The following is an 18,633-nucleotide window of genomic DNA, read 5'->3' as shown; positions in this document are numbered from 1 at the left end:
TTTTTATGTGGCGATAATGAATCGAAACTTTTGATCCACTTGGTTCGTAAGAAGGGATGGGAGGGATGAACATGAACGAATGGCGTGAATCTGCGGTCGGTCTTGGCCTTGCGTTTGGAACGGCTGGCGGGCTAATTATCTCATTATTAGTCAATTTTCCGTCCATGTATGGAATCGTCATCGGTTCGATTATCGGCTATTGGATTGGGCTCTTCATCTCTATCCGTGCTATGAAACGATAACGACCCATTATTAAAACAGGAGGAGCGTTTCAATATGAGTGAATTTCAATTTATAACGAGCGATCGACCACTGAAAGAAGTCGAAAATCCATATATCGAGTTCTTATCGATCAACGAGGCCATCAAAAAAGGCGTCGTGTTGCCTGACATGCTTACAGACGACGAAGACCTCGATCGTGACGAAAAGATTTTGATGAGCGTCGAGTCGGAAGAGCAGCTCGACGAGATTGAGATCAAGCGAGACTTGTACTATGACGTGGAGAACGTCGAGGCGTATTCCATAAAACCGCACGTCGTTGAGTTACGTTGGCGCTATTCCGATGTGAGAGCCGAACAGCTCATCGAGTATATAACCGACCACTTGAAGACGGCGGAGGAAGTCGAGATTTGGAAAGTGTGGGTCGATGAACAGACAGCACCAAACGTTCAATCGATCACGCTCGATGCGTTAACGAGTGATGCGCTAAGTTTTTTAGGTACAGATGGGTTCGATCGGCCGGAATGCCTTCGCGTGACAAAAGCATAACCTGACCGAACGAGATTTCTCGTTCGGTTTTTGTTTTGTCTCCTCACTTGAAAAAGACTGCTATATTATGAAGAGAAGAGTCAGGAGGGAATCAGATGCACATTTTAATCGTTGAAGACGACCGGACAATCGCCTCCGGTCTCCAATATTCGCTCGAACAAGAACAATTCACGACGACGTTGTGCCAGAACGCGACCGACGCGACACGTTTGATTGAACAACAGTTACATACGATCGACCTGTGTCTATTCGATTTGTCGTTGCCGGACGGGAGCGGCTATGACTTATGTCGGCTCGTGAAGCAAAAACAGGATACGCCCGTCATCTTTTTGACGGCGTTCGATGATGAAGTGAACGTCGTCATGGGACTCGATATGGGAGCGGACGATTACATTACGAAACCGTTCCGGGTCCGTGAACTTATCTCGCGGATTCATTCGGTGTTGCGCCGCTACCATAAACAGGTCAGCTCGCCCGTTTTGACAATCGGGTCGGTCGAAATCAACACGCAAGACGCGAAAGTCAAAAAAGATGGAAGCGAGATCCTGTTGACAGCGCTCGAGTATCGTTTACTGCTCATCTTCGGGAAACATACGGGCCAAGTGTTATCACGGACCCAGCTGCTCGACCAGATTTGGGACATGGGCGGGGATTTCGTGAATGACAATACGTTGACCGTCTACATCAAACGGTTACGCGAGAAGCTCGAGGATGACCCGCAGCGGCCGACGTTGATTAAGACGGTTCGCGGGATTGGCTATAAGGTGGAACGCTGATATGTTGCGCAATCGAGAAATCCGTATCTATTTAGTCAGTCTGTTGCTGCTGATTGGGGTGGCTTCTATCGTCGCAGCTTTGTTCCTATCGATGGAGGCCGTCATTCTCGTCCTCCTTTTGTCGGTTGCGTTCTTGATCGTGACATATCGGTTCACCGCGTGGCGCTATCGGGAAATCGACCAGCTGTCGAGCTACCTCCAAGAGATCAGCAACGGCAACTATAAACTCGACGTCCGGGACAATCGCGAAGGCGAGCTCAGTCTATTGAAGAGCCAGATTTATAAAGTGACGAAGATGTTGTCCGAACAAGGGATGCATCTCGAGGAAGACAAGCAGAAGCTGACGGATGCCATCTCCGACATCTCTCATCAGTTGAAGACACCGCTCACGTCAATGACCGTCATGGCAGATTTGCTCAGTGACCCGAGACTGTCGGATGACAAGCGTCAAGAGTTCACACATAACGTGCAGGTACAGCTCGAGCGGATGGAATGGCTCGTGTCGTCGCTACTCAAGCTGTCTAAAATTGATGCCGGGACGATTCATTTCAAACGGGAACCGGTGTCCGTCCCCGTGCTCGTTCAAGCCGTGACGGAACCGATGCTCGTGCCGATTGATATTAAAATGCAGCGGCTTCAGATTAAGGGTGAGCGTGATGTCACGTTCGAAGGCGACTTGAAGTGGACGACCGAGGCGCTCATCAACATCTTGAAGAATTGCGTCGAACACACACCGGAACAAGGGGAGCTGTTCATCGACTTCAGCGAGAACACCCTGTATACGGAAATCGTCATTCGCGATACGGGGAGCGGCATAGCCAAACAAGACATCCCGTATATTTTCCAACGTTTTTATAAGGGTATGAATGCGAGTGACGACAGCGTCGGCATCGGGCTCGCCATGGCCCACAGTATCATCACAAGTCAACAAGGTGAACTGACCGTCCGCAGTGAACGTGGAGCCGGGACCGCGTTTCAAATTCGATTCTACAAAGCAATCGTCTAAGTGACGAAACAGTCACTTTCGAGTCACGGACGTGTCACACTCGCTCGGTACACTCAAAGTAGATCAAGTACTGGAGGGTGCAAACATGAACATATTAGAAGTGCAACACTTATCGAAAGTATACGGAAAAGACGAGATGGAAGTGCGGGCGCTCGATGACGTGTCGTTCACGGTCAAAAAAGGCGAGTTCGTCTGTATCGTCGGACCGTCGGGCTCGGGGAAGTCGACGTTGTTACATTTGCTCGGCGGCGTCGATGTCCCGACGAGTGGACAGGTGTTGATCGACAACACTGATATTTACAAGTTGGATGAGACACAGCTCGCCATCTTCCGCCGTCGTCAAATCGGGTTGATTTATCAATTTTATAACTTGATCCCGATTTTGACGGTCGAGGAGAACATCACGTTACCGATGTTGTTGGACGAGCAAAAAGTCGACGCCGCCCATTTGGAGCGCATCATCGGCATCCTTGGTCTGTCGAACCGATTGACTCATCTGCCAAACCAACTGTCTGGCGGGCAGCAACAACGCGTTTCCATCGGTCGTGCGCTCATCAGCAACCCGGCCATCATCTTGGCCGATGAGCCGACAGGGAACTTGGACAGTCAAAACAGTGAAGAAATCATGAGCCTCCTCAAACTGTTCAACAAGAAGTTCAATCAGACGCTGATCATCATCACCCACGACGAACGAATCGCCTTGCAGGCCGACCGGATCATTTCGATCGAGGATGGGAAGATTGCGAAGAACGAGGTCGTCCGCTCATGAACATCATCAATAAAATGACGCTTCGACACTTGCGTGAAAACAAGCGGCGTTCGCTCGTCACCATCATCGGGGTCATCATCTCGGTGGCGATGATCACGGCTGTGACGACACTCGGTTCATCGTTCTTAGACTTGATGATCCGTCAAGACATCGCGGACAATGGGGAGTGGCACGTCAAATATGTCAACACGAACGAAGACCAGGTCGAGGCGATCCGGAATGACGCGGCCACGAAGGACGTCATCCTGTCGAGTGACGGCTATGCGGAATTAAAAGAATCACAGAATGCCTATAAACCATACTTATACGTTAGGAACTATAACATCTCGGGGCTGAAGAATTTTCCTGTCGACTTGACGGAGGGACGCTTACCGAACAAAGAAGGCGAAGTCGTCATTTCCGAGGCCATCCGTCAAAACGCACAAGTCACGTACAACATCGGGGACGAATTGACGCTCGAGATCGGCGAACGCATTGACGAATCGTCAGGTCGTGTGTTGACGCAAAGCGATGGCTTGATGCGTGACGGGGAGACGATGCTTGAACAGTTGAAAATCGAGGATACGGTGACGTTGACCGTCGTCGGCACGATGACGCGCCCAGCCTGGGAACCGACGTGGTCGCCTGGCTATACGGTCGTCGGATACATCGACGACAAAGCGTTGAACGGTGCGACCGTCGATACGTATGTCGCCTTGAACGATGTTGACGGCTCGATTTATGAAGAAACGAAACAACTGATGCGCGAACAGAAAATCGAAGGGATTGATTATAACTCTTCGTTGCTTCGCTATTATGGGGTGACCGATGATGACGGCTTGCGCAAGACGCTGTACGGGTTCGGGGGCATCATCATGGCGGTCATCGTCATCGGCTCGATTTCGCTCATCTATAACGCCTTCGCCATCAGCGTGTCCGAGCGCTCGCGCTACCTCGGGATGCTCGCGAGCGTCGGGGCGACGAAGCGGCAAAAGCGGAACTCGGTCTTCTTTGAAGGGTTCGTCATCGGAGGGATCAGCATCCCAATCGGTATCCTTGCCGGGGTGGCCGGAATCGGGGTCACGTTCCTGTTCATCAACGCCTTCGCGGAAAAAGCGCTCAACGTGACGGAGAAGTTTGAGGTCGTCGTCACACCGCTCACGCTCCTGTTGACGGTCCTCATTTCGAGCGTGACGATTTTCATCTCGTGTTATCTGCCGGCGCGCCGCGCTTCGAAGATTTCGGCGATTGACGCGATTCGTCAAACCCAGGACGTGCGACTGACGTCGAAGAACGTGAAGACGTCAAAATTTGTGCGCCGTATCTTCGGGTTGGAGGCAGAGATTGGATTGAAAAACACGAAACGTAACCGGAAACGGTATTTGGCGACCGTGTTCTCACTCGTCATCAGTATTGTGCTGTTTTTAGTTGTTAGTTACTTCACGGACCGGCTCGAACAGTCGCTCGAGATGTCGCAAGGCACGTACGAGTTCGATATCCTCGTGAACGGGTCGAATCTCACGAAGGATGACTTACGTCGCTATGAGACGTTGGACAATGTGACGGGTGGGACGTACTTCGAGAACACGACCGTCCAGACGATGGTCGACGAAGCGCAATTACCGAGCGCGTTGACCGAGAACAAAGACTTGGCATCAGCCTTTGTCGATGGGAAGTTCATGTACTACGTCTCCCTCTACCAATTGGATGACGACAGTTTCGATGCGTACTTGAAGCAGATCGGAGCATCCGCCAGCAACTTTGAAGATGGAGACGTCCCAGGCGCCGTTTTGATTGATGAAGTGTCGTATCAAGATGTGGACAAGAAAAAGTTCGTCAATTCGAAGACGATTGAGACCGAAATTGGCGATACGCTTGAACTCCGGGACGAGAATGCGACGGACGAAGCGGCACCGCTTAAAACAATCAAAATCGGAGCCATGACCGACGTCGCCCCGACCGGTGTGATGACGAGTTCACTCGGATGGCTCGATGTGATCGTCCGGGAAGGGACGTTCGAAAAAGATGCGATTGGGAAGTTGATGCAGCAGTCGAGCCCATCAATCGCCTTGAACACGAGTAATCCTGAGGCGACGCAACAAGTGATTGAGGCGGAACAAAATATGGACCAATACATCTTCAACGTGTCGGAGCAGCGTGAACAACAAGAGCAGGTGTTGTTGCTGTTATCGATTTTCGTCTATGGGTTCATCGTCTTGATCTCGCTCATCTCGGTGGCGAACATCTTCAACACGATCTCGACGAGTGTCTCGCTCCGTCGTCGCGAATTCGCGATGCTGCGGTCGGTCGGGATGACACCGAAAGGGTTCAACAAGATGGTGTATTATGAGAGCATCTTCTACGGCATGAAGGCGCTGGCGTATGGCGTGCCGGTCAGTGTGCTCATCATGTACCTCATTTATCGTGCGCAAATCAACACGTTCGAAGCCCCGTTCACGTTGCCGTGGGGCGACATCTTGTTCGTCACGGTCGTGATTTTCCTTATCGTCGGTTCTTCGATGTTATATGCCATTTCGAAAGTGAGGTCGGATAATATCATCGACCGGTTGAAGCAAGAAAATAACTAATATGCATGGAAAGGGATTCAGTGTCTACTGAGTCCCTTTTTTTTGTAAACTAAGAATGAGAAAAGAGGTGGGAGAATGGACATCCGAGAAGTATTGAGTGGCGGAGATTTGCGCTCGGTCGGCCACGTCGATGAGGTCGTCGCCTACGTCGGGAACGACCCGGACCGATTCAGTGAATTGATGACCGGTTTGACCGATGCCCGTCCCGTCGTCCGGATGCGGAGTGCGGACGCGATGGAGAAAGTGACGCGTCGTCATCCGGAGCTGCTGCAAGCACATCAGGCGTCCTTGTTCGAGCAGCTACAGATCGCCACCCAACAAGAAGTGAGGTGGCACTTGGCCCAACTCATGCCACGGCTGATGTGGACGGAAGACGAGGCGGCCGACGTCGTTCATATGCTCACCGATTGGATTGCTACGGAGACTAGCGCCATCGTCATCGTCAACTCCTTGCAGGCGATCTTCGACTTGAGCGCCGAGCATTCACGCTTCCGTGACGACCTGAAAACCTTGCTCGAATCGCAACTCGAGACGGGGAGTCCAGCCGTGAAGAGCCGCTCAAAAAAACTATTAAAGAAGTTGTGACCGATGGACTTCATTTCCGGTCTATAAAGATGTAAGTACATCGAAAGGGGGATTCGATTGGACGATCAAGCGATTATCGATTTGTATTGGCAACGTTCCGAGCGGGCGCTTGAGGCGACGGCGCAAAAGTATGGCGGCTATTGTCATACGATTTCCTATAACATTTTGCATAGCCGAGAGGACGCAGACGAATGCGTCAATGACACGTACATGAAAGCGTGGCAAGCGATTCCGCCGACACGTCCAGTGCGGCTCGCCGCCTATTTGGCGAAGCTTGTCCGTAACGTCTCGCTCCATAAGTATGAGAAGGCGAACGCCAAGAAGCGCGGAGCCGGGCAAGTCCCGTTCATCGTCAGTGAGCTCGAGCACTGTCTCGCCTCCTCCGTCGCGACGGATTCAGAGGTCGTCGAGTTGTTGAACGACTTTTTGGCCCGGTTGCCGCAAGAGACCCGACAGATCTTTATGGGACGCTACTTTCACTTCCAGTCGATTAAAGACATCGCGACAATGCGACACGTGAGCGAGAGCAAGGTCAAGATGGTGCTGCTTCGGACCCGTAATGACTTGAAGCAAATACTCGAAGCGGAAGGGGTGGCACTATGAACGGAGATCGGCTCACACGTTTGATGGGGGACGTCGATGACCGTTTCGTCGAGGAATCGATGGAATTCGAGGGAAAGAAACGAAGACATTGGCGTTGGATGGGAGGTCTCATCGCTGTCGCTGCTGTTGCACTCTTTGCCGTGACATGGGACGGCTTCAAAGAGTTGATTCCGCTGTCGGACAGCTCGAGCAATATGTCGGTCGCGTATATCGATGAAAAGGACATCGATGTCGGGATGTCGTCGGCAAACCTGATCGAGATGAGTGAAGATGAACTGTTCTCGAAATGGGAGCCTGTCGTGGTGCGGGGCGTCGTCAAACAGATTGACCACATCGAGCTCGACTTCAACGGACAAGAGGAATATCAGTCGATCGTGACGATTGGCGTGACAGACGTCTATCGGGGCGAGGTTGAGCCCGGGAGTGAGATGAAAGTACTCACCGTTGCAGGCGTCGGTTCGAAAGTGCTTCAGTCAGATGCGGACGTCATATCTGAACTTCGCCTCGGCATGGAAGGGATTTTTATGCCGAGACGGCATGACACTTCCCACGTCTGGTCACAAAACGGGGCAACGCTTCAAGTTATGGATGTGAGTGATTACGGCTTTCCGGACGGTGAGCGATACATGTTCTTGAACACGGACGAAGGGCTCGTCTTCAGTCGTGATGCCTATCCGTCGCTACGAGGTGCTGAAACACTCGATGACGTAGAGGCGTTTATGATGGACCGGTTCCGTTAACGGGAAGGGATATATAGGAGAAGGGAGACTACGATGACAGAACAGAATTGGCGAGCGTCGGGTGTAGGACTCGGACTAGTGTTTGGAGCGGGGATTGGCATCATCAGTTCGCTCCTATTTGGATTTGAATTGGTGTACGGAATCGCGGCAGGTACTGCATTCGGCTATCTCATCGGACTCGTGGTGTCATTGACAGGAAAGACATGATTGAAGGGAAGGCTGACTCAAAGTGATCACAAAGAAAATAATCCAGTAGGTGAAGAAACAAGGAAGCTTTGAGATGAAGGAAAACTTTCGCGAAATCAGGTTTCGGGTAGGGGGTTCGGCATTTCTTGAATCAGAAGGAGGACATCATATGGATCGCACCATCACTGTCAAAGGAACGGGAAAAGTATTGGCTAAACCAGATTTGATTGTCGTGAAAATGGAGTTGACCTCGAAGGCTGTCCGTTACGAAGAGACGATGAACGGGGCGGCAATCGCCGTCACACGTCTGCAAAAAGCGATTGAACAGGCCGGCTTTGCGAAGACGGATTTAAAGACGACCGACTTCTCAATCGACACCGACTATGAGAGCTATCGGGACAAACAAGGCAACTATAAATCCCGTTTCCGGGGTTACGTCTGTCAGCAGAAGACGAAACTCGAGTTTCCGCTCGATACGAAACAATTGTCAGCGGTCATCGAACATGTCAGCAACTCGCTAGCCGAGCCGAAGCTGTCCATCTCGTTCACGATCAAAGACGCGGATTCGATTCAAGACGAATTGCTCGCGAGCGCGGCGGCGAACGCGCGTCATCGGGCCGAACTGTTGGCGAAAGGGGCCGGGGCGACGCTCGGTGACTTGCTTCAAATCGACTACACATGGGGCGAGCTTCATCTTTATTCGCCGACTCGTCTCACGCTCCATGACGAGGTTCTCTTCTCGGAGGCGGCGATGCCGGAACTTGAGCCGGATGAGATTGATCTGAGTGACTCGGCGACGTTCGTGTGGGCGATTCGATGAGACGCGTCATCGGATTAGTATTGCTCCTTCTGTCTGTCTCTTTGTCGGCTCAAGCTTTGTCGTGGGCGTATGCGTTCGTCGTGTTGGACGGACGGGTGTATGAAGTGATGGATGTCGCCGTATTGGAGGCTGACTTGGGAGAAGTCGTCGGCGAGGTCAAGACGATGGCCGACGATATGGATGGCAGCTATTATGGGGACGCTTCGAACATGTATCCGGTTGGGACAACATATCGGAAAGTGAACGGGGAAGCGATGGAGGACGTCCTTGCGGTCGAGGGTGGGTCTGGGTGGAAGCGGGCCGAGTATCGGCATGACGCCCCGTTCAGCATGCGTGACCATCTGGATAAGGTTGCGTATGCGGTGTTTGGAATTGGTGCTGTCCTTTTTGTGTCTACACGAGTGAAGAAAAGACATAAAAATTAACTGAATCCATGATGAGGCCTCGTTCATTAAGGGAAGAGTCATATATAGATACGTAGAGCTTCCGCACAATGGAGGGAGATTGTATGAAAATTCTCATCATCTTTGACTCGATGTACGGGTGTACCGAAAAAGTCGCATATGCCATCAAGGGCGGGTTCGGCGACTTACACCGCGTCGACATCATGCAAATCAGCCACGTCGGATACGGCGACCTCGCCAACCTTGATTTGTTCATCGTTGGTTCGCCGACGCATGGCGGGCGCGAGACTGAGGACGTGAAAACTTTTTTAGACGGCCTGTCGGATCATGCGCTCCGAGGCATCCGTGCTGCGGCGTTTGATACGAGCATGGCTGAAGAAGACCAAGGCTTTTTCGTCGGTAAAATCGTCAAATGGTTCGGCCACGCCTCGACCCGGATCGAGCAGCTCTTGTTGGACAAAGGAGCAGAACCGGTATTGAAAGAGTCGTTCATCGTCCTCGATAAAGAAGGTCCACTCAAAGACGGAGAACTCGAGCGGGCGACCGAATGGGCTCGTCACTTGATGGACAAATAATCGGGCGTGTTCCTCACGGGACGCGTCTTTTTTGATGTGGAATTGTCCGAAGCGTTCTCAAAACGGGTAAATATAAGGGTATCTCTATTGTATGGAACGGAGGGAGAACGATGAAAAAATGGGAACGTGACGTCCTCATCGGTTGGATTGTCGTCTTGTTGGTGCTCGTTGCGCATTATGTGATCACGGTATCGCTCGGAAACACGTATTTTGCCGAGTCGACGATGAATCGGATGCTTTGGCTCAGTAGCTTCCCGGCCTTTTTGATTGCCTTTCTCGCAGCCCTCTTCCAAAAAACGAACACGCTCATGCTCGCCGTGCGTCGTGGCGTCATCTGGACGGCCGAACTTGTCGTCGGCCTCTCGCTCGTCGCCTGGTTTTTCCGGGCGTTCGAGACGCTGTTCGTGACTCCGGGCGCGTATTGGGTGTTCGGAGCGGTCCTACTCGCACCGCTCGTCTATTTGTTCGAGTTCCGCCGTCAGAACCGGGGCACGAAGGCCGGTGCCCACTAAGCGTAGAAAACGTCTCCTTAAGGGGGCGTTTTTAGTCTGGCCAGGAATGGGAATGGGATACAGAAGATTAGAATGGAGGGAGTCACTATGAGTCAGTATTTTTCATCATCATACGAAGAGTCGCGTGAGAAGTTTCTCGCCCTGCTCGACCGCGTCAAACCCTATTATCCGACGGCCCGCGTGATGTCCCACTCGATTGGCGAGGATACGATTGATGTCATCATCGGTGAACCTGCGGGATCACGCGAAGCGGTGCTTCTCATGACAATCGGAGAGCACGGCATCGAAGGGTACGCCGGGGCAGCCGTGACACACCAGTTCGTCGAGACGCAACTCGAAAACCTTCGGCACGAGTCGACCGGCATCTGTCTCATCCATGCCGTCAATCCGTGGGGAATGAAACACTTCCGCCGCGTCAATGAACATAACGTTGACTTGAACCGAAACTATGTCATCGACCGGGAGGCCCTCCCGCGTAACGTCAATAAAGAATATGAGGTCATGCGGCACTTGTTCGTCCCGGACGGCGTCATCGATGATTACCATGAGGCGCGCGAACACATCTACTCGTTCCTCGGATCTGGCATCAAGCTCGACGGGTTTGACGCGATGACCGAGGCGAAAGGAATGGGGCAGTATCAGTTCCCGAAAGGTGTCTATTACGGCGGCGAGTCAGATGAACCGTCCGCCATCTTTTTAAAGGAGATTCAGCACGATTTGCTCGACCGCTACGACCGCGTCATCCACATGGATTGGCACACGGCGCTCGGTCCGACGAACGAAGTGACGATGGTCATCAGTGAACGGGACGGGCGTGATGTCGACGAACTGAAGCGGACATACGGATTGAAAAATATCCAGACGTATGACCCGACCGACGTCCTCGGAGACTCGACGAACCATTTCTATTACGTAAGGGACACGCACTATCCGGACAAACAGCTCGTCTCGGCGTTATTCGAGTTCGGGACGTTCGGGACGTCGACGAAAGCGACGATTCGCGAGTTCTTGACGATCATTCTCGAGAACCGGCTCTACTTTGAAGGGACGAAAGACCCGGAAGCCCGAAACGGCATTCGTAAAGAATTCATGGCCATGTTTTATCCGGAAGACGAGTCGTGGCGGACGTCCGTATTACGCGAAGGAGCAGGCGCAATCGAGCATGTCTTGAAAGCCGAATCGCTCTGGCGCGACAGTTGACAGGTTTCTACTTCGGTCAAACGGGAAAAAGTGGGTTGTGGGCAAACACGCACGCCGCTCAACAATCCAACTGGGGGTTTTGACTAATGGGGAACTATATTACAGCACATGATGGAACGAGTATTTACGTGGAAGACGTCGGGACAGGCGACGCCGTCGTCTTCTTACACGGCTGGCCAGCGAACAACAACATGTTCGAGTATCAAAAGAATGCGTTGCTCGAAGCAGGCTACCGTTACGTCGGAATCGACTATCGTGGCTACGGCAAGTCGGATGCGCCGGCGACAGGTTATGACTATGCGACGATGGCGTCGGACGTGCACATGGTCGTTGACGGGCTTGGCATCAAAGATTTCACACTCGTCGGCTTCTCAATGGGTGGGGCGATTGGCATCCGTTACGCCGTCGACTTCCCGGATGACGGTCTGAAGAAACTTGTCCTGTCAGGTGCTGCGGCACCGGTGTTCACGCAACGACCGGACTATCCGTACGGGATGACGCAAGCTGAGGTCGATGCGTTGATTGAGGACACAAAGAAAGATCGACCGAAGATGCTCGAAGGGTTCGGTGAGATTTTCTTCGAGAAAGAACATTCGAAACCGATGCAAAACTGGTTCCATCACCTTTCGCTCGTCGCGTCGAGTCACGGGACGATCGCTTCGGCGAAAGCACTCCGTGATGAGGACTTGCGTGAGGACTTGCCGAAAGTAAATGTCGAGACGCTCATCATCCATGGCGTGCACGACAAGATTTGTCCGTTCGAGTTCGCGCTCGAGATGGAAAAGGGCATCCCGAACTCGCGCATCGAGCGGTTCGAGGAGAGCGGTCACGGTACCGTCCTTGACGAGATGGACAAGTTCAACAAGACGTTGCTCGAATTTATTTGAGTGAGACAAGCCTAGGGACATTCCTAGGCTTTTTTTGATGGAGATCTGTTGCACGTTTGTTACGGTTTTTGAGGCTAGAATGACCTCCACTCGGGTATAGCTACAGTGAAGCCGTTTTGGATAATTCCGTTTAGATTGGTCAACCAAACATGTGAGACAAGAAGTTTGATTCACGGTCAAGATTGGCTTTGGAGAAGCTGTTCGGGGCCGTGCCTGTTTGTGTGTTCACAACAACTTCGGACGGATTGTTTGGAAACGCTTTATGGTAAAGAGAGAATAAGCCTCCTTGTGACAGAACAGATGCAGATTAGATGGTCATTTTGTGCTGACTAGACCCTAATACATGGTACAATGAAGAGGTGGATTTTTAGATTGAGGAGAGATTGTACATGAATATCGCTTTCTTTTTATATCCGAAAGAAGACGTCAAATATCTAGACCCGGAATCGACGGTGCGCCAAGCGCTCGAGAAGATGAAGCATCATCGCTTCACCTCGGTGCCGCTTGTATCCGAAAACGGCTTTTATGCCGGGACGATGACGGAAGGGGATTTACTCTGGGCACTCGCCGAACAGCTTCGCGGGGAAGAAGACTACGAAAAAGTGCTGCGGACAAGGTTGAAAGATATCAAGCAACGCGTACGGTATAAGCCGGTCGCCATCACGGCGCAAATCGAGGAGCTCGTCGATGCGATCACAGATCAAAACTTCGTGCCGGTCGTCGATGACGGGAAGTATTTCATCGGCATCATCCGGCGCCGCGACATCATCGAGTATTACTCGACGAAGTTGCAACAGCTCGAGAATAAAGTGAACTGAACGAACGGACCAACCTGTGTGAAAGTAGGTTGGTTTTTGTATGGGAAAAACAGGGGCATGCTTTATACTTGTATATATAGAGTCAAGACATACAAGAAAGGAGTGACAATGGATGGCGATGCCCGATTTACATATGTTGCGTGAATCGCTCAAACCGGATTGTGCGAACTGTTTCGGTCTCTGTTGTGTGGCGTTCCACTATTTGAAATCTGAGGATTTCCCCATGGATAAACCCGCAGGACAGCCGTGTGTCCATTTGGCAGATTCGTATGCCTGCAACATCCATTCCGAACTGCGTGAGCGAGGTTTCAAAGGATGTACGGTGTACGACTGTCTCGGGGCCGGGCAGTTCGTGTCACAAGTGACGTTTCACGGACGAAGCTGGCGGGAGGATGGTGTGGACGGCGCGCGCATGTTCGCGACGGTGCCCATCATGAGCCAAGTCCATGAGCTGCTGCTCTACATCACTGACATCTTGAGCCGGGACATCCCAGAGCACGATGCCCGGATACTCGAAACACTATTGGAAGACTTATTGTCATTCCGTGAGTCACCGACTGAACAGTTGACCGGAACGGCACTGATGGCGTTCCGACAACAAGCCCGCCCATTGTTCGTCCGACTCAGTCAGCACATACGTGCGGAAGGATTGAAACAGGACGGCCTGACGTTGACGTCACGACATGAGCAAGACCGGGCCGATTTGATTGGTCGAAACGTGAGTCAGCATGACGTAAGAGGAACCTGTTATCGAGGCGCCTTATTGATCGGTGCTAACTTACGCGGGCAAGACCTGTCCTATGTCGATTTCATGGGGGCCGACGTGCGAGACTTGGACGTGCGAGGAGCAACGTTGACCGACAGTCTGTTTTTGACACAGATGCAAGTGAACGCGATGAAAGGGGACCGGCAAACGAGACTGGCACCCGTTTACACGCGACCGAGCCATTGGCTGTAACGCAAGAGACGACTTCCATGTAGGAAAGTCGTCTTTTTTGAGTACATGAGAATTACGAAAGCGGTGGGAAATGGGGGAGCACATATTCCCCGAGCTCCTCGATGACCTCGTCGGCCGGACGTTGCCCGTCGAACAAAGCGAAGAACAAATGATTGACGCCGATGGCCCGATACGCCTCGAGCAGTTTGATTAACTGATTGCGACCGACACGGAAGCCGAGCCGGATTGGAGTCGGCAGTTCGTCCGGGTCATGCGCCAAATCGAGATGCATCGGCATCGAGAACGGACGGAACCCTTTTCCATGCGTCTGACCTGATTCGCGCCAATCGTTCAGCACTTGTTGCTGGGCGAATGGGGCCTGCGGATAATACATCCACCCGTCCCCGTGTTGCCCGAGCCAGTCCATATCCTGCTGCGCGAACCCGGTGATCATCGTCGGGATGCGCTTCTTCGGACGCGGAACGAGCGTCGCCTCATGGACCTCGCCGTACAACGAATCGATGGTCGGATAGTTGCGGTAGAGCGCCTGCTCCATGACACGGAGCGACTCTTTGAATTGCTCGCCCCTTGTCGCATGGTCGACGCCGAGCCCTTTGAAATCGGCTCGACGGTCACCGGATGAGATGCCGAGAATCAAGCGTTCCGGGAACAGCGCTTCAATCGTCGCGACTTCTTTCGCCGAGCGGAGCGGATGCCGGAGCGGTAAGACGAGCGCCGACGTGCCAAGGGCGATTCGTTTTGTCTGACCAAGCAAGTGCGTCCCGTAAATCAACATGTCGTAAATCTGACCGACTGCCGGGTCCAAGAAGTTCGGGTCTTTCAAAAGAACGTCCCGGAGCCAGAGCGCCGTGAAGCCATAGTCATCTGCTTTTTGAGCGAGCTCGACTTGACACTCGAGCGTCGGGGTACGCATTTTGAAATTTTCTAACGGGATGTGGAGGCCGAGCGTGAGCTCGCCCTCCCGATACATCCGATTGTAGCTTTTGTGATTATTGAACATAAGCTCCTCCTTATTTCGCTTCCAAACGACGCGAGACGGCGGTCAAGATGACAGCGAGGATGACCATGATGCCACCGACCCAAGGTGTGTGCACGAGACCGATTGAGTCCGCGACAAACCCACCGATGGTCGCACCGAGTGCGATACCGATATTGAAGGCGGCGATATTGAGCGCCGACGCGACATCGACCGCGGCCGGTACATATTTTTCAGCCAATTGAACGATATATAGTTGAAGTCCAGGTACGTTCATGAAGGCGAGCAATCCCATCAAGACGATAGCGATGAGTCCCGCGACTTTGAACGGAATCATGAACGACATGACGATCATGACAGCGGCGTGGACGATGAACATATAGAACAACGCCTTGGCCGGGTCTTCATTGGCGAACTTCCCGCCCGCCCAGTTGCCGATGGCGACGGCGATCCCATAGACGAGTAGGACGATACTAATCAAGCTCGGACTGATGTTCGTCACGTCCTGCATGATTGGCGTCAAGTACGTGAAGGCGACGAACGTTCCGCCGTAACCGAGTGCTGTGATCAAGAAGCCGAGCATGATGCGGCCGTTCGTGAGCAATCTCTTCATATCTGAGAACTTCGCAGGCGGTGATTGTTTCAAATCTTTCGGAATCAAGAAGAAGCTGGCGATAATCGAGACAATCCCAAGTGCGGCGACGGCGAAGAACGTGGCGCGCCAACCAAACGCTTGGCCGATGAACGTGCCGAGCGGGACGCCGGTCACGGTCGCGACCGTCAAGCCGGTAAACATGAGTGCAATCGCACTCGCTTTTTTATGCGGTGGTACGAGCTGTACGGCAATCGTCGCCCCAATCGAGAAGAAGACACCGTGGGCGAATGCGGTGATGAATCGGGCGGCAATCAATAGTTCAAAGCTGGTCGACATGGCAGAGACCAAGTTCCCGCCGATAAAGACGACCATGAGTGCTATGAGCAACGTCTTGCGATTCATCCGGTTTGTGAGTGCCGTTAAGATCGGTGCACCGACGGCGACGCCGATGGCATAACCGGAGATGATGAGTCCGGCGAGCGTGATGCCGATATTCAAGTCACTGGCAATCGAGGCGAGCAATCCGACCGGCACAAATTCGGTCGTCCCGATGCCGAAAGCGCTGATGGCGAGGGCGAGCAGCGCCAGTCCTCCATTTTTAGGTGCCTGTTCGTCGACAGGCTGCGTGTACGGTTGATTCATGAGTAGTTCCTCCTAAAGTTGTGTTGGGAAGACGAGGGCCCTTCGTCTCGAGGCAGCTCGAGCATCTCAATCTTCTCTATTGTCCGGTACGGTCGAAAAAGGACCTTACTGTCTCAAGAAGTAGTTACAGGTGAGATGAGCTTGTATTACTGAGCTACAGTTGCTATCATAAGTCCATCGAAACCAGTTGGGAAGTACGCACTTTGAAGTACGATAGGCACCGAAAAGTACCTATCCCGGTCTATAAGGAGGAAGCATCATGCCATACAACATCCCGGTCGAGGCGACGCTCGACGTTATCGGCGGCAAATGGAAAGTCGTCATCATGTGTCATTTGATTAAAGGGGAACGCCGCACGAGTGAATTGAAAAAGCTAATGCCGAACATCACGCAAAAAATGCTCACGCAACAGTTGCGCGAGCTCGAGGCGGACGGTGTCATCATCCGCACGGTGTATGAACAAGTCCCGCCGAAAGTCGTCTATTCCCTCTCCGACTACGGCTGGTCGCTCCAACCGATTTTGGATGCGATGTGTGCCTGGGGAGAAGGACATATTGAACAAGCCGGGGAAGACGTCATTTCCTAAATCAAGCGAAAAGACAGCGACTCTTCAATGAGAGAATCGCTGTCTTTTTATCGTTACGAGGCGGATACGTCTTTTGAGTCAGCTTGCTTGTCACTCCATAATGTTTCCATCTCTTCGAGCGTTTTGCCTTTCGTCTCCGGTACGAGCTTCCAGACGAACAAGGCGGACAGTACGCTCATCACCCCGTAAAATCCGTATGTCATCGTGCCACTAAATTCCATCATCATCGGATAGGTCGATGAAATGAAGTAGTTGGCTGTCCATTGAGCGGCAACAGCGATCGCGACCGCTTGCCCTCGAATTTTATTTGGGAAAATTTCCGAGATGAGTACCCAACAAATCGGTCCCCATGACATCATGAATGAGGCTGTGTAGATGATGATGAAGATGAGTGTACCAATCCCGATTGCATTCGTGTAGGCCATCGAAGCGACACCGAACATCCCGATTGCCATGCCGATCGAACCGATGATGAGCAATGGTTTTCGGCCGACTTTATCGACAAACAAGATGGCGACGATGGTGAAGACGACGTTGACGAGCCCCATGACGACGGTTTGCATCATGGAAGCGTCTTTAGCGGCACCCATACTTTCAAAGATTCGTGGGGCATAGTACAATGCGACGTTGATTCCGACAAATTGTTGGAACACCGATAAGAGAATCCCGATGGTGATGACCAGTTTTCCGTAAGTGAACAGCTTGGCTGAAGAATGACTGACAGACGATTTGATGTCTTGCATAATCGCTTCGGCGCGTTCTTTGCCATTGATTCGACTGAGGATGTGGAGAGCCTTTTCTTCCTCGCCTTGGAGCGCCAAATACCGTGGTGTTTCCGGAACAATCAATAAGAGCGAACCGAAAAGGAGGGCCGGAATGGCTTCAGAGGCAAACATATACCGCCAACCGATGTCATCGATCCAGGCGACCGTTTGTCCACTTGTGATCGACCAGTTGACGAAGTAGACGACGAGCATCCCAAGGATGATGGCAAATTGGTTTAGCGACACGAGCCGCCCTCGAATCGCAGCTGGCGCGACCTCACTGATATACATCGGCGTGATGGCCGAGGCAAGTCCGACGCCGATCCCGCCGATGATGCGATACAAGTTGAACGTAAGTAGAAGGGCAATCGTCGGTTCGCCTTTCGTAAAGAAGAGGACTTCGGGATAAGCCGAACCCAATGCAGACAATAAGAAAAGAACGGCCGCGAAAATCAATGATTTTTTGCGACCAAATCGGCTTGCGAATATACCAGAGATGATTCCTCCGATGATACAGCCAATCAATGCCGAGGAAGTGGTCGCCCCGTGTACGAGCGAACTTAAGTTCAGCCCGTCAATAAAATACTTCTCCAATGATTTCTCTGCGCCTGAGATGACAGCAGTATCATAACCGAACAACAGGCCACCTAATGTCGCGACGAGTGTGATGGTCATGAGGTATAGCGTGTTCTGATTTTGTTTCATCACGTTTTGCCCTCCTTGGAATTGGTAACGCTTACAATATCGAGTTAAAAAATAAGTTAGTTTGTTTGACGGATAAACTAACTATTCTTATCATACAAAATGAGGCTCGAATTCTCAACTATATTTTTGTGGTTTTTGTATAATGAATTTGAGAGTAAAACGGAATGGAACGAAAGTTAAACGATGGATGA

General features: G+C 52.0%; 22 protein-coding genes. 19 read left to right on the top strand and 3 right to left on the bottom strand.

The features are described from left to right. The first annotated feature begins 71 nt into the window (after positions 1–71). The 18 genes from KNP81_RS02240 to KNP81_RS02155 all read left to right on the top strand — a co-directional run bounded on the left by KNP81_RS02240 (position 72) and on the right by KNP81_RS02155 (position 14,174). The gene (locus KNP81_RS02240) at positions 72–242 is read left to right on the top strand and encodes a hypothetical protein (protein ID WP_214717980.1); all 171 of its coding nucleotides are present in this window, start codon (positions 72–74) and stop codon (positions 240–242) included. Between the two features lie 34 nt (positions 243–276). Further along, positions 277–768 (top strand): hypothetical protein, encoded by a 492-nt coding sequence (locus tag KNP81_RS02235; protein ID WP_214717978.1) that lies wholly within the window; start codon positions 277–279, stop codon positions 766–768. Between the two features lie 95 nt (positions 769–863). Further along, positions 864–1,544: a response regulator transcription factor gene (locus KNP81_RS02230; protein WP_214717975.1), complete on the top strand. Its 681-nt coding sequence runs from the start codon at positions 864–866 to the stop codon at positions 1,542–1,544. A gap of 1 nt (position 1,545) precedes the next feature. Continuing rightward, positions 1,546–2,550, top strand: a complete 1,005-nt coding sequence (locus KNP81_RS02225) for a sensor histidine kinase (protein WP_214717972.1) — start codon at positions 1,546–1,548, stop codon at positions 2,548–2,550. An 85-nt stretch (positions 2,551–2,635) separates the two neighbouring features. After that, positions 2,636–3,319, top strand: a complete 684-nt coding sequence (locus KNP81_RS02220; RefSeq protein WP_021066503.1) for an ABC transporter ATP-binding protein — start codon at positions 2,636–2,638, stop codon at positions 3,317–3,319. Beyond that, positions 3,316–5,886 carry an ABC transporter permease gene (locus tag KNP81_RS02215; RefSeq protein ID WP_214717970.1) on the top strand — a complete coding sequence of 857 codons (2,571 nt, stop codon included), beginning with the start codon at positions 3,316–3,318 and terminating at the stop codon, positions 5,884–5,886. The genes KNP81_RS02220 and KNP81_RS02215 overlap by 4 nt, the downstream gene beginning before the upstream one ends. 75 nt (positions 5,887–5,961) lie before the next feature. Continuing rightward, positions 5,962–6,471, top strand: a complete 510-nt coding sequence (locus KNP81_RS02210; RefSeq protein WP_214717968.1) for a hypothetical protein — start codon at positions 5,962–5,964, stop codon at positions 6,469–6,471. A 57-nt stretch (positions 6,472–6,528) separates the two neighbouring features. Further along, positions 6,529–7,074: an RNA polymerase sigma factor gene (locus KNP81_RS02205; protein ID WP_214717966.1), complete on the top strand. Its 546-nt coding sequence runs from the start codon at positions 6,529–6,531 to the stop codon at positions 7,072–7,074. Continuing rightward, the gene (locus KNP81_RS02200) at positions 7,071–7,814 is read left to right on the top strand and encodes a hypothetical protein (RefSeq protein WP_214717963.1); all 744 of its coding nucleotides are present in this window, start codon (positions 7,071–7,073) and stop codon (positions 7,812–7,814) included. The genes KNP81_RS02205 and KNP81_RS02200 overlap by 4 nt, the downstream gene beginning before the upstream one ends. Positions 7,815–7,847: 33 nt before the next feature. Beyond that, positions 7,848–8,021 (top strand): hypothetical protein, encoded by a 174-nt coding sequence (locus KNP81_RS02195; RefSeq protein ID WP_214717960.1) that lies wholly within the window; start codon positions 7,848–7,850, stop codon positions 8,019–8,021. A 148-nt stretch (positions 8,022–8,169) separates the two neighbouring features. Then, entirely contained in the window at positions 8,170–8,820 is a 651-nt protein-coding gene (locus tag KNP81_RS02190; RefSeq protein ID WP_131471936.1) for an SIMPL domain-containing protein, read from the top strand. Next, complete coding sequence (locus KNP81_RS02185) at positions 8,817–9,245, top strand: hypothetical protein (RefSeq protein ID WP_131471938.1); 429 nt, start codon at positions 8,817–8,819, stop codon at positions 9,243–9,245. Before KNP81_RS02190 ends, KNP81_RS02185 begins: the two co-directional genes overlap by 4 nt. An 83-nt stretch (positions 9,246–9,328) precedes the next feature. After that, positions 9,329–9,799 carry a flavodoxin family protein gene (locus tag KNP81_RS02180; RefSeq protein ID WP_251130229.1) on the top strand — a complete coding sequence of 157 codons (471 nt, stop codon included), beginning with the start codon at positions 9,329–9,331 and terminating at the stop codon, positions 9,797–9,799. A 110-nt stretch (positions 9,800–9,909) separates the two neighbouring features. After that, complete coding sequence (locus KNP81_RS02175; RefSeq protein WP_214717954.1) at positions 9,910–10,311, top strand: hypothetical protein; 402 nt, start codon at positions 9,910–9,912, stop codon at positions 10,309–10,311. 87 nt (positions 10,312–10,398) lie between these two features. Next, positions 10,399–11,511 (top strand): M14 family metallopeptidase, encoded by a 1,113-nt coding sequence (locus tag KNP81_RS02170; RefSeq protein WP_214717952.1) that lies wholly within the window; start codon positions 10,399–10,401, stop codon positions 11,509–11,511. Positions 11,512–11,597: 86 nt separating this feature from the next. Then, complete coding sequence (locus KNP81_RS02165; RefSeq protein ID WP_214717950.1) at positions 11,598–12,398, top strand: alpha/beta fold hydrolase; 801 nt, start codon at positions 11,598–11,600, stop codon at positions 12,396–12,398. A 389-nt stretch (positions 12,399–12,787) separates the two neighbouring features. Beyond that, entirely contained in the window at positions 12,788–13,216 is a 429-nt protein-coding gene (locus tag KNP81_RS02160) for a CBS domain-containing protein (protein WP_021066516.1), read from the top strand. A gap of 223 nt (positions 13,217–13,439) precedes the next feature. Further along, entirely contained in the window at positions 13,440–14,174 is a 735-nt protein-coding gene (locus tag KNP81_RS02155; RefSeq protein WP_214717942.1) for a pentapeptide repeat-containing protein, read from the top strand. A 52-nt stretch (positions 14,175–14,226) separates the two neighbouring features. On the opposite strand, the gene KNP81_RS02150 is transcribed toward KNP81_RS02155, so the two are convergent. Together KNP81_RS02150 and KNP81_RS02145 are read right to left on the bottom strand one after the other, a co-directional pair. After that, positions 14,227–15,174 (bottom strand): LLM class oxidoreductase, encoded by a 948-nt coding sequence (locus KNP81_RS02150; protein WP_214717938.1) that lies wholly within the window; start codon positions 15,172–15,174, stop codon positions 14,227–14,229. A 10-nt stretch (positions 15,175–15,184) separates the two neighbouring features. Continuing rightward, positions 15,185–16,387 (bottom strand): MFS transporter, encoded by a 1,203-nt coding sequence (locus KNP81_RS02145; protein ID WP_214717937.1) that lies wholly within the window; start codon positions 16,385–16,387, stop codon positions 15,185–15,187. 256 nt (positions 16,388–16,643) lie between these two features. On the opposite strand from KNP81_RS02145, the gene KNP81_RS02140 reads away from it, so the two are divergent. After that, complete coding sequence (locus tag KNP81_RS02140) at positions 16,644–16,973, top strand: winged helix-turn-helix transcriptional regulator (protein ID WP_214718351.1); 330 nt, start codon at positions 16,644–16,646, stop codon at positions 16,971–16,973. Positions 16,974–17,026: 53 nt separating this feature from the next. On the opposite strand, the gene xylE is transcribed toward KNP81_RS02140, so the two are convergent. Then, positions 17,027–18,442, bottom strand: coding sequence for a D-xylose transporter XylE (gene xylE / locus KNP81_RS02135; RefSeq protein WP_214718350.1), 1,416 nt, complete (start codon positions 18,440–18,442; stop codon positions 17,027–17,029). Positions 18,443–18,633: the final 191 nt, after the last annotated feature.

This window comes from Exiguobacterium sp. s149 (assembly GCF_018618395.1).
Taxonomy (GTDB): domain Bacteria; phylum Bacillota; class Bacilli; order Exiguobacteriales; family Exiguobacteriaceae; genus Exiguobacterium; species Exiguobacterium chiriqhucha.
Note: the sequence above shows the minus strand (reverse complement) of the source record. Positions and strands in the feature narration are given on the sequence as shown.

What these genes read in the sequence shown, in the direction of transcription:
- KNP81_RS02240 (WP_214717980.1), top strand. Translation starts at nt 72, where the DNA reads ATGAACGAATGGCGTGAATCTGCGGTCGGTCTTGGCCTTGCGTTTGGA.
- KNP81_RS02235 (WP_214717978.1), top strand. Translation starts at nt 277, where the DNA reads ATGAGTGAATTTCAATTTATAACGAGCGATCGACCACTGAAAGAAGTC.
- KNP81_RS02230 (WP_214717975.1), top strand. Translation starts at nt 864, where the DNA reads ATGCACATTTTAATCGTTGAAGACGACCGGACAATCGCCTCCGGTCTC.
- KNP81_RS02225 (WP_214717972.1), top strand. Translation starts at nt 1,546, where the DNA reads ATGTTGCGCAATCGAGAAATCCGTATCTATTTAGTCAGTCTGTTGCTG.
- KNP81_RS02220 (WP_021066503.1), top strand. Translation starts at nt 2,636, where the DNA reads ATGAACATATTAGAAGTGCAACACTTATCGAAAGTATACGGAAAAGAC.
- KNP81_RS02215 (WP_214717970.1), top strand. Translation starts at nt 3,316, where the DNA reads ATGAACATCATCAATAAAATGACGCTTCGACACTTGCGTGAAAACAAG.
- KNP81_RS02210 (WP_214717968.1), top strand. Translation starts at nt 5,962, where the DNA reads ATGGACATCCGAGAAGTATTGAGTGGCGGAGATTTGCGCTCGGTCGGC.
- KNP81_RS02200 (WP_214717963.1), top strand. Translation starts at nt 7,071, where the DNA reads ATGAACGGAGATCGGCTCACACGTTTGATGGGGGACGTCGATGACCGT.
- KNP81_RS02195 (WP_214717960.1), top strand. Translation starts at nt 7,848, where the DNA reads ATGACAGAACAGAATTGGCGAGCGTCGGGTGTAGGACTCGGACTAGTG.
- KNP81_RS02190 (WP_131471936.1), top strand. Translation starts at nt 8,170, where the DNA reads ATGGATCGCACCATCACTGTCAAAGGAACGGGAAAAGTATTGGCTAAA.
- KNP81_RS02185 (WP_131471938.1), top strand. Translation starts at nt 8,817, where the DNA reads ATGAGACGCGTCATCGGATTAGTATTGCTCCTTCTGTCTGTCTCTTTG.
- KNP81_RS02180 (WP_251130229.1), top strand. Translation starts at nt 9,329, where the DNA reads ATGAAAATTCTCATCATCTTTGACTCGATGTACGGGTGTACCGAAAAA.
- KNP81_RS02175 (WP_214717954.1), top strand. Translation starts at nt 9,910, where the DNA reads ATGAAAAAATGGGAACGTGACGTCCTCATCGGTTGGATTGTCGTCTTG.
- KNP81_RS02170 (WP_214717952.1), top strand. Translation starts at nt 10,399, where the DNA reads ATGAGTCAGTATTTTTCATCATCATACGAAGAGTCGCGTGAGAAGTTT.
- KNP81_RS02165 (WP_214717950.1), top strand. Translation starts at nt 11,598, where the DNA reads ATGGGGAACTATATTACAGCACATGATGGAACGAGTATTTACGTGGAA.
- KNP81_RS02160 (WP_021066516.1), top strand. Translation starts at nt 12,788, where the DNA reads ATGAATATCGCTTTCTTTTTATATCCGAAAGAAGACGTCAAATATCTA.
- KNP81_RS02155 (WP_214717942.1), top strand. Translation starts at nt 13,440, where the DNA reads ATGGATAAACCCGCAGGACAGCCGTGTGTCCATTTGGCAGATTCGTAT.
- KNP81_RS02150 (WP_214717938.1), bottom strand. Translation starts at nt 15,174, where the DNA reads ATGTTCAATAATCACAAAAGCTACAATCGGATGTATCGGGAGGGCGAG.
- KNP81_RS02145 (WP_214717937.1), bottom strand. Translation starts at nt 16,387, where the DNA reads ATGAATCAACCGTACACGCAGCCTGTCGACGAACAGGCACCTAAAAAT.
- xylE (WP_214718350.1), bottom strand. Translation starts at nt 18,442, where the DNA reads ATGAAACAAAATCAGAACACGCTATACCTCATGACCATCACACTCGTC.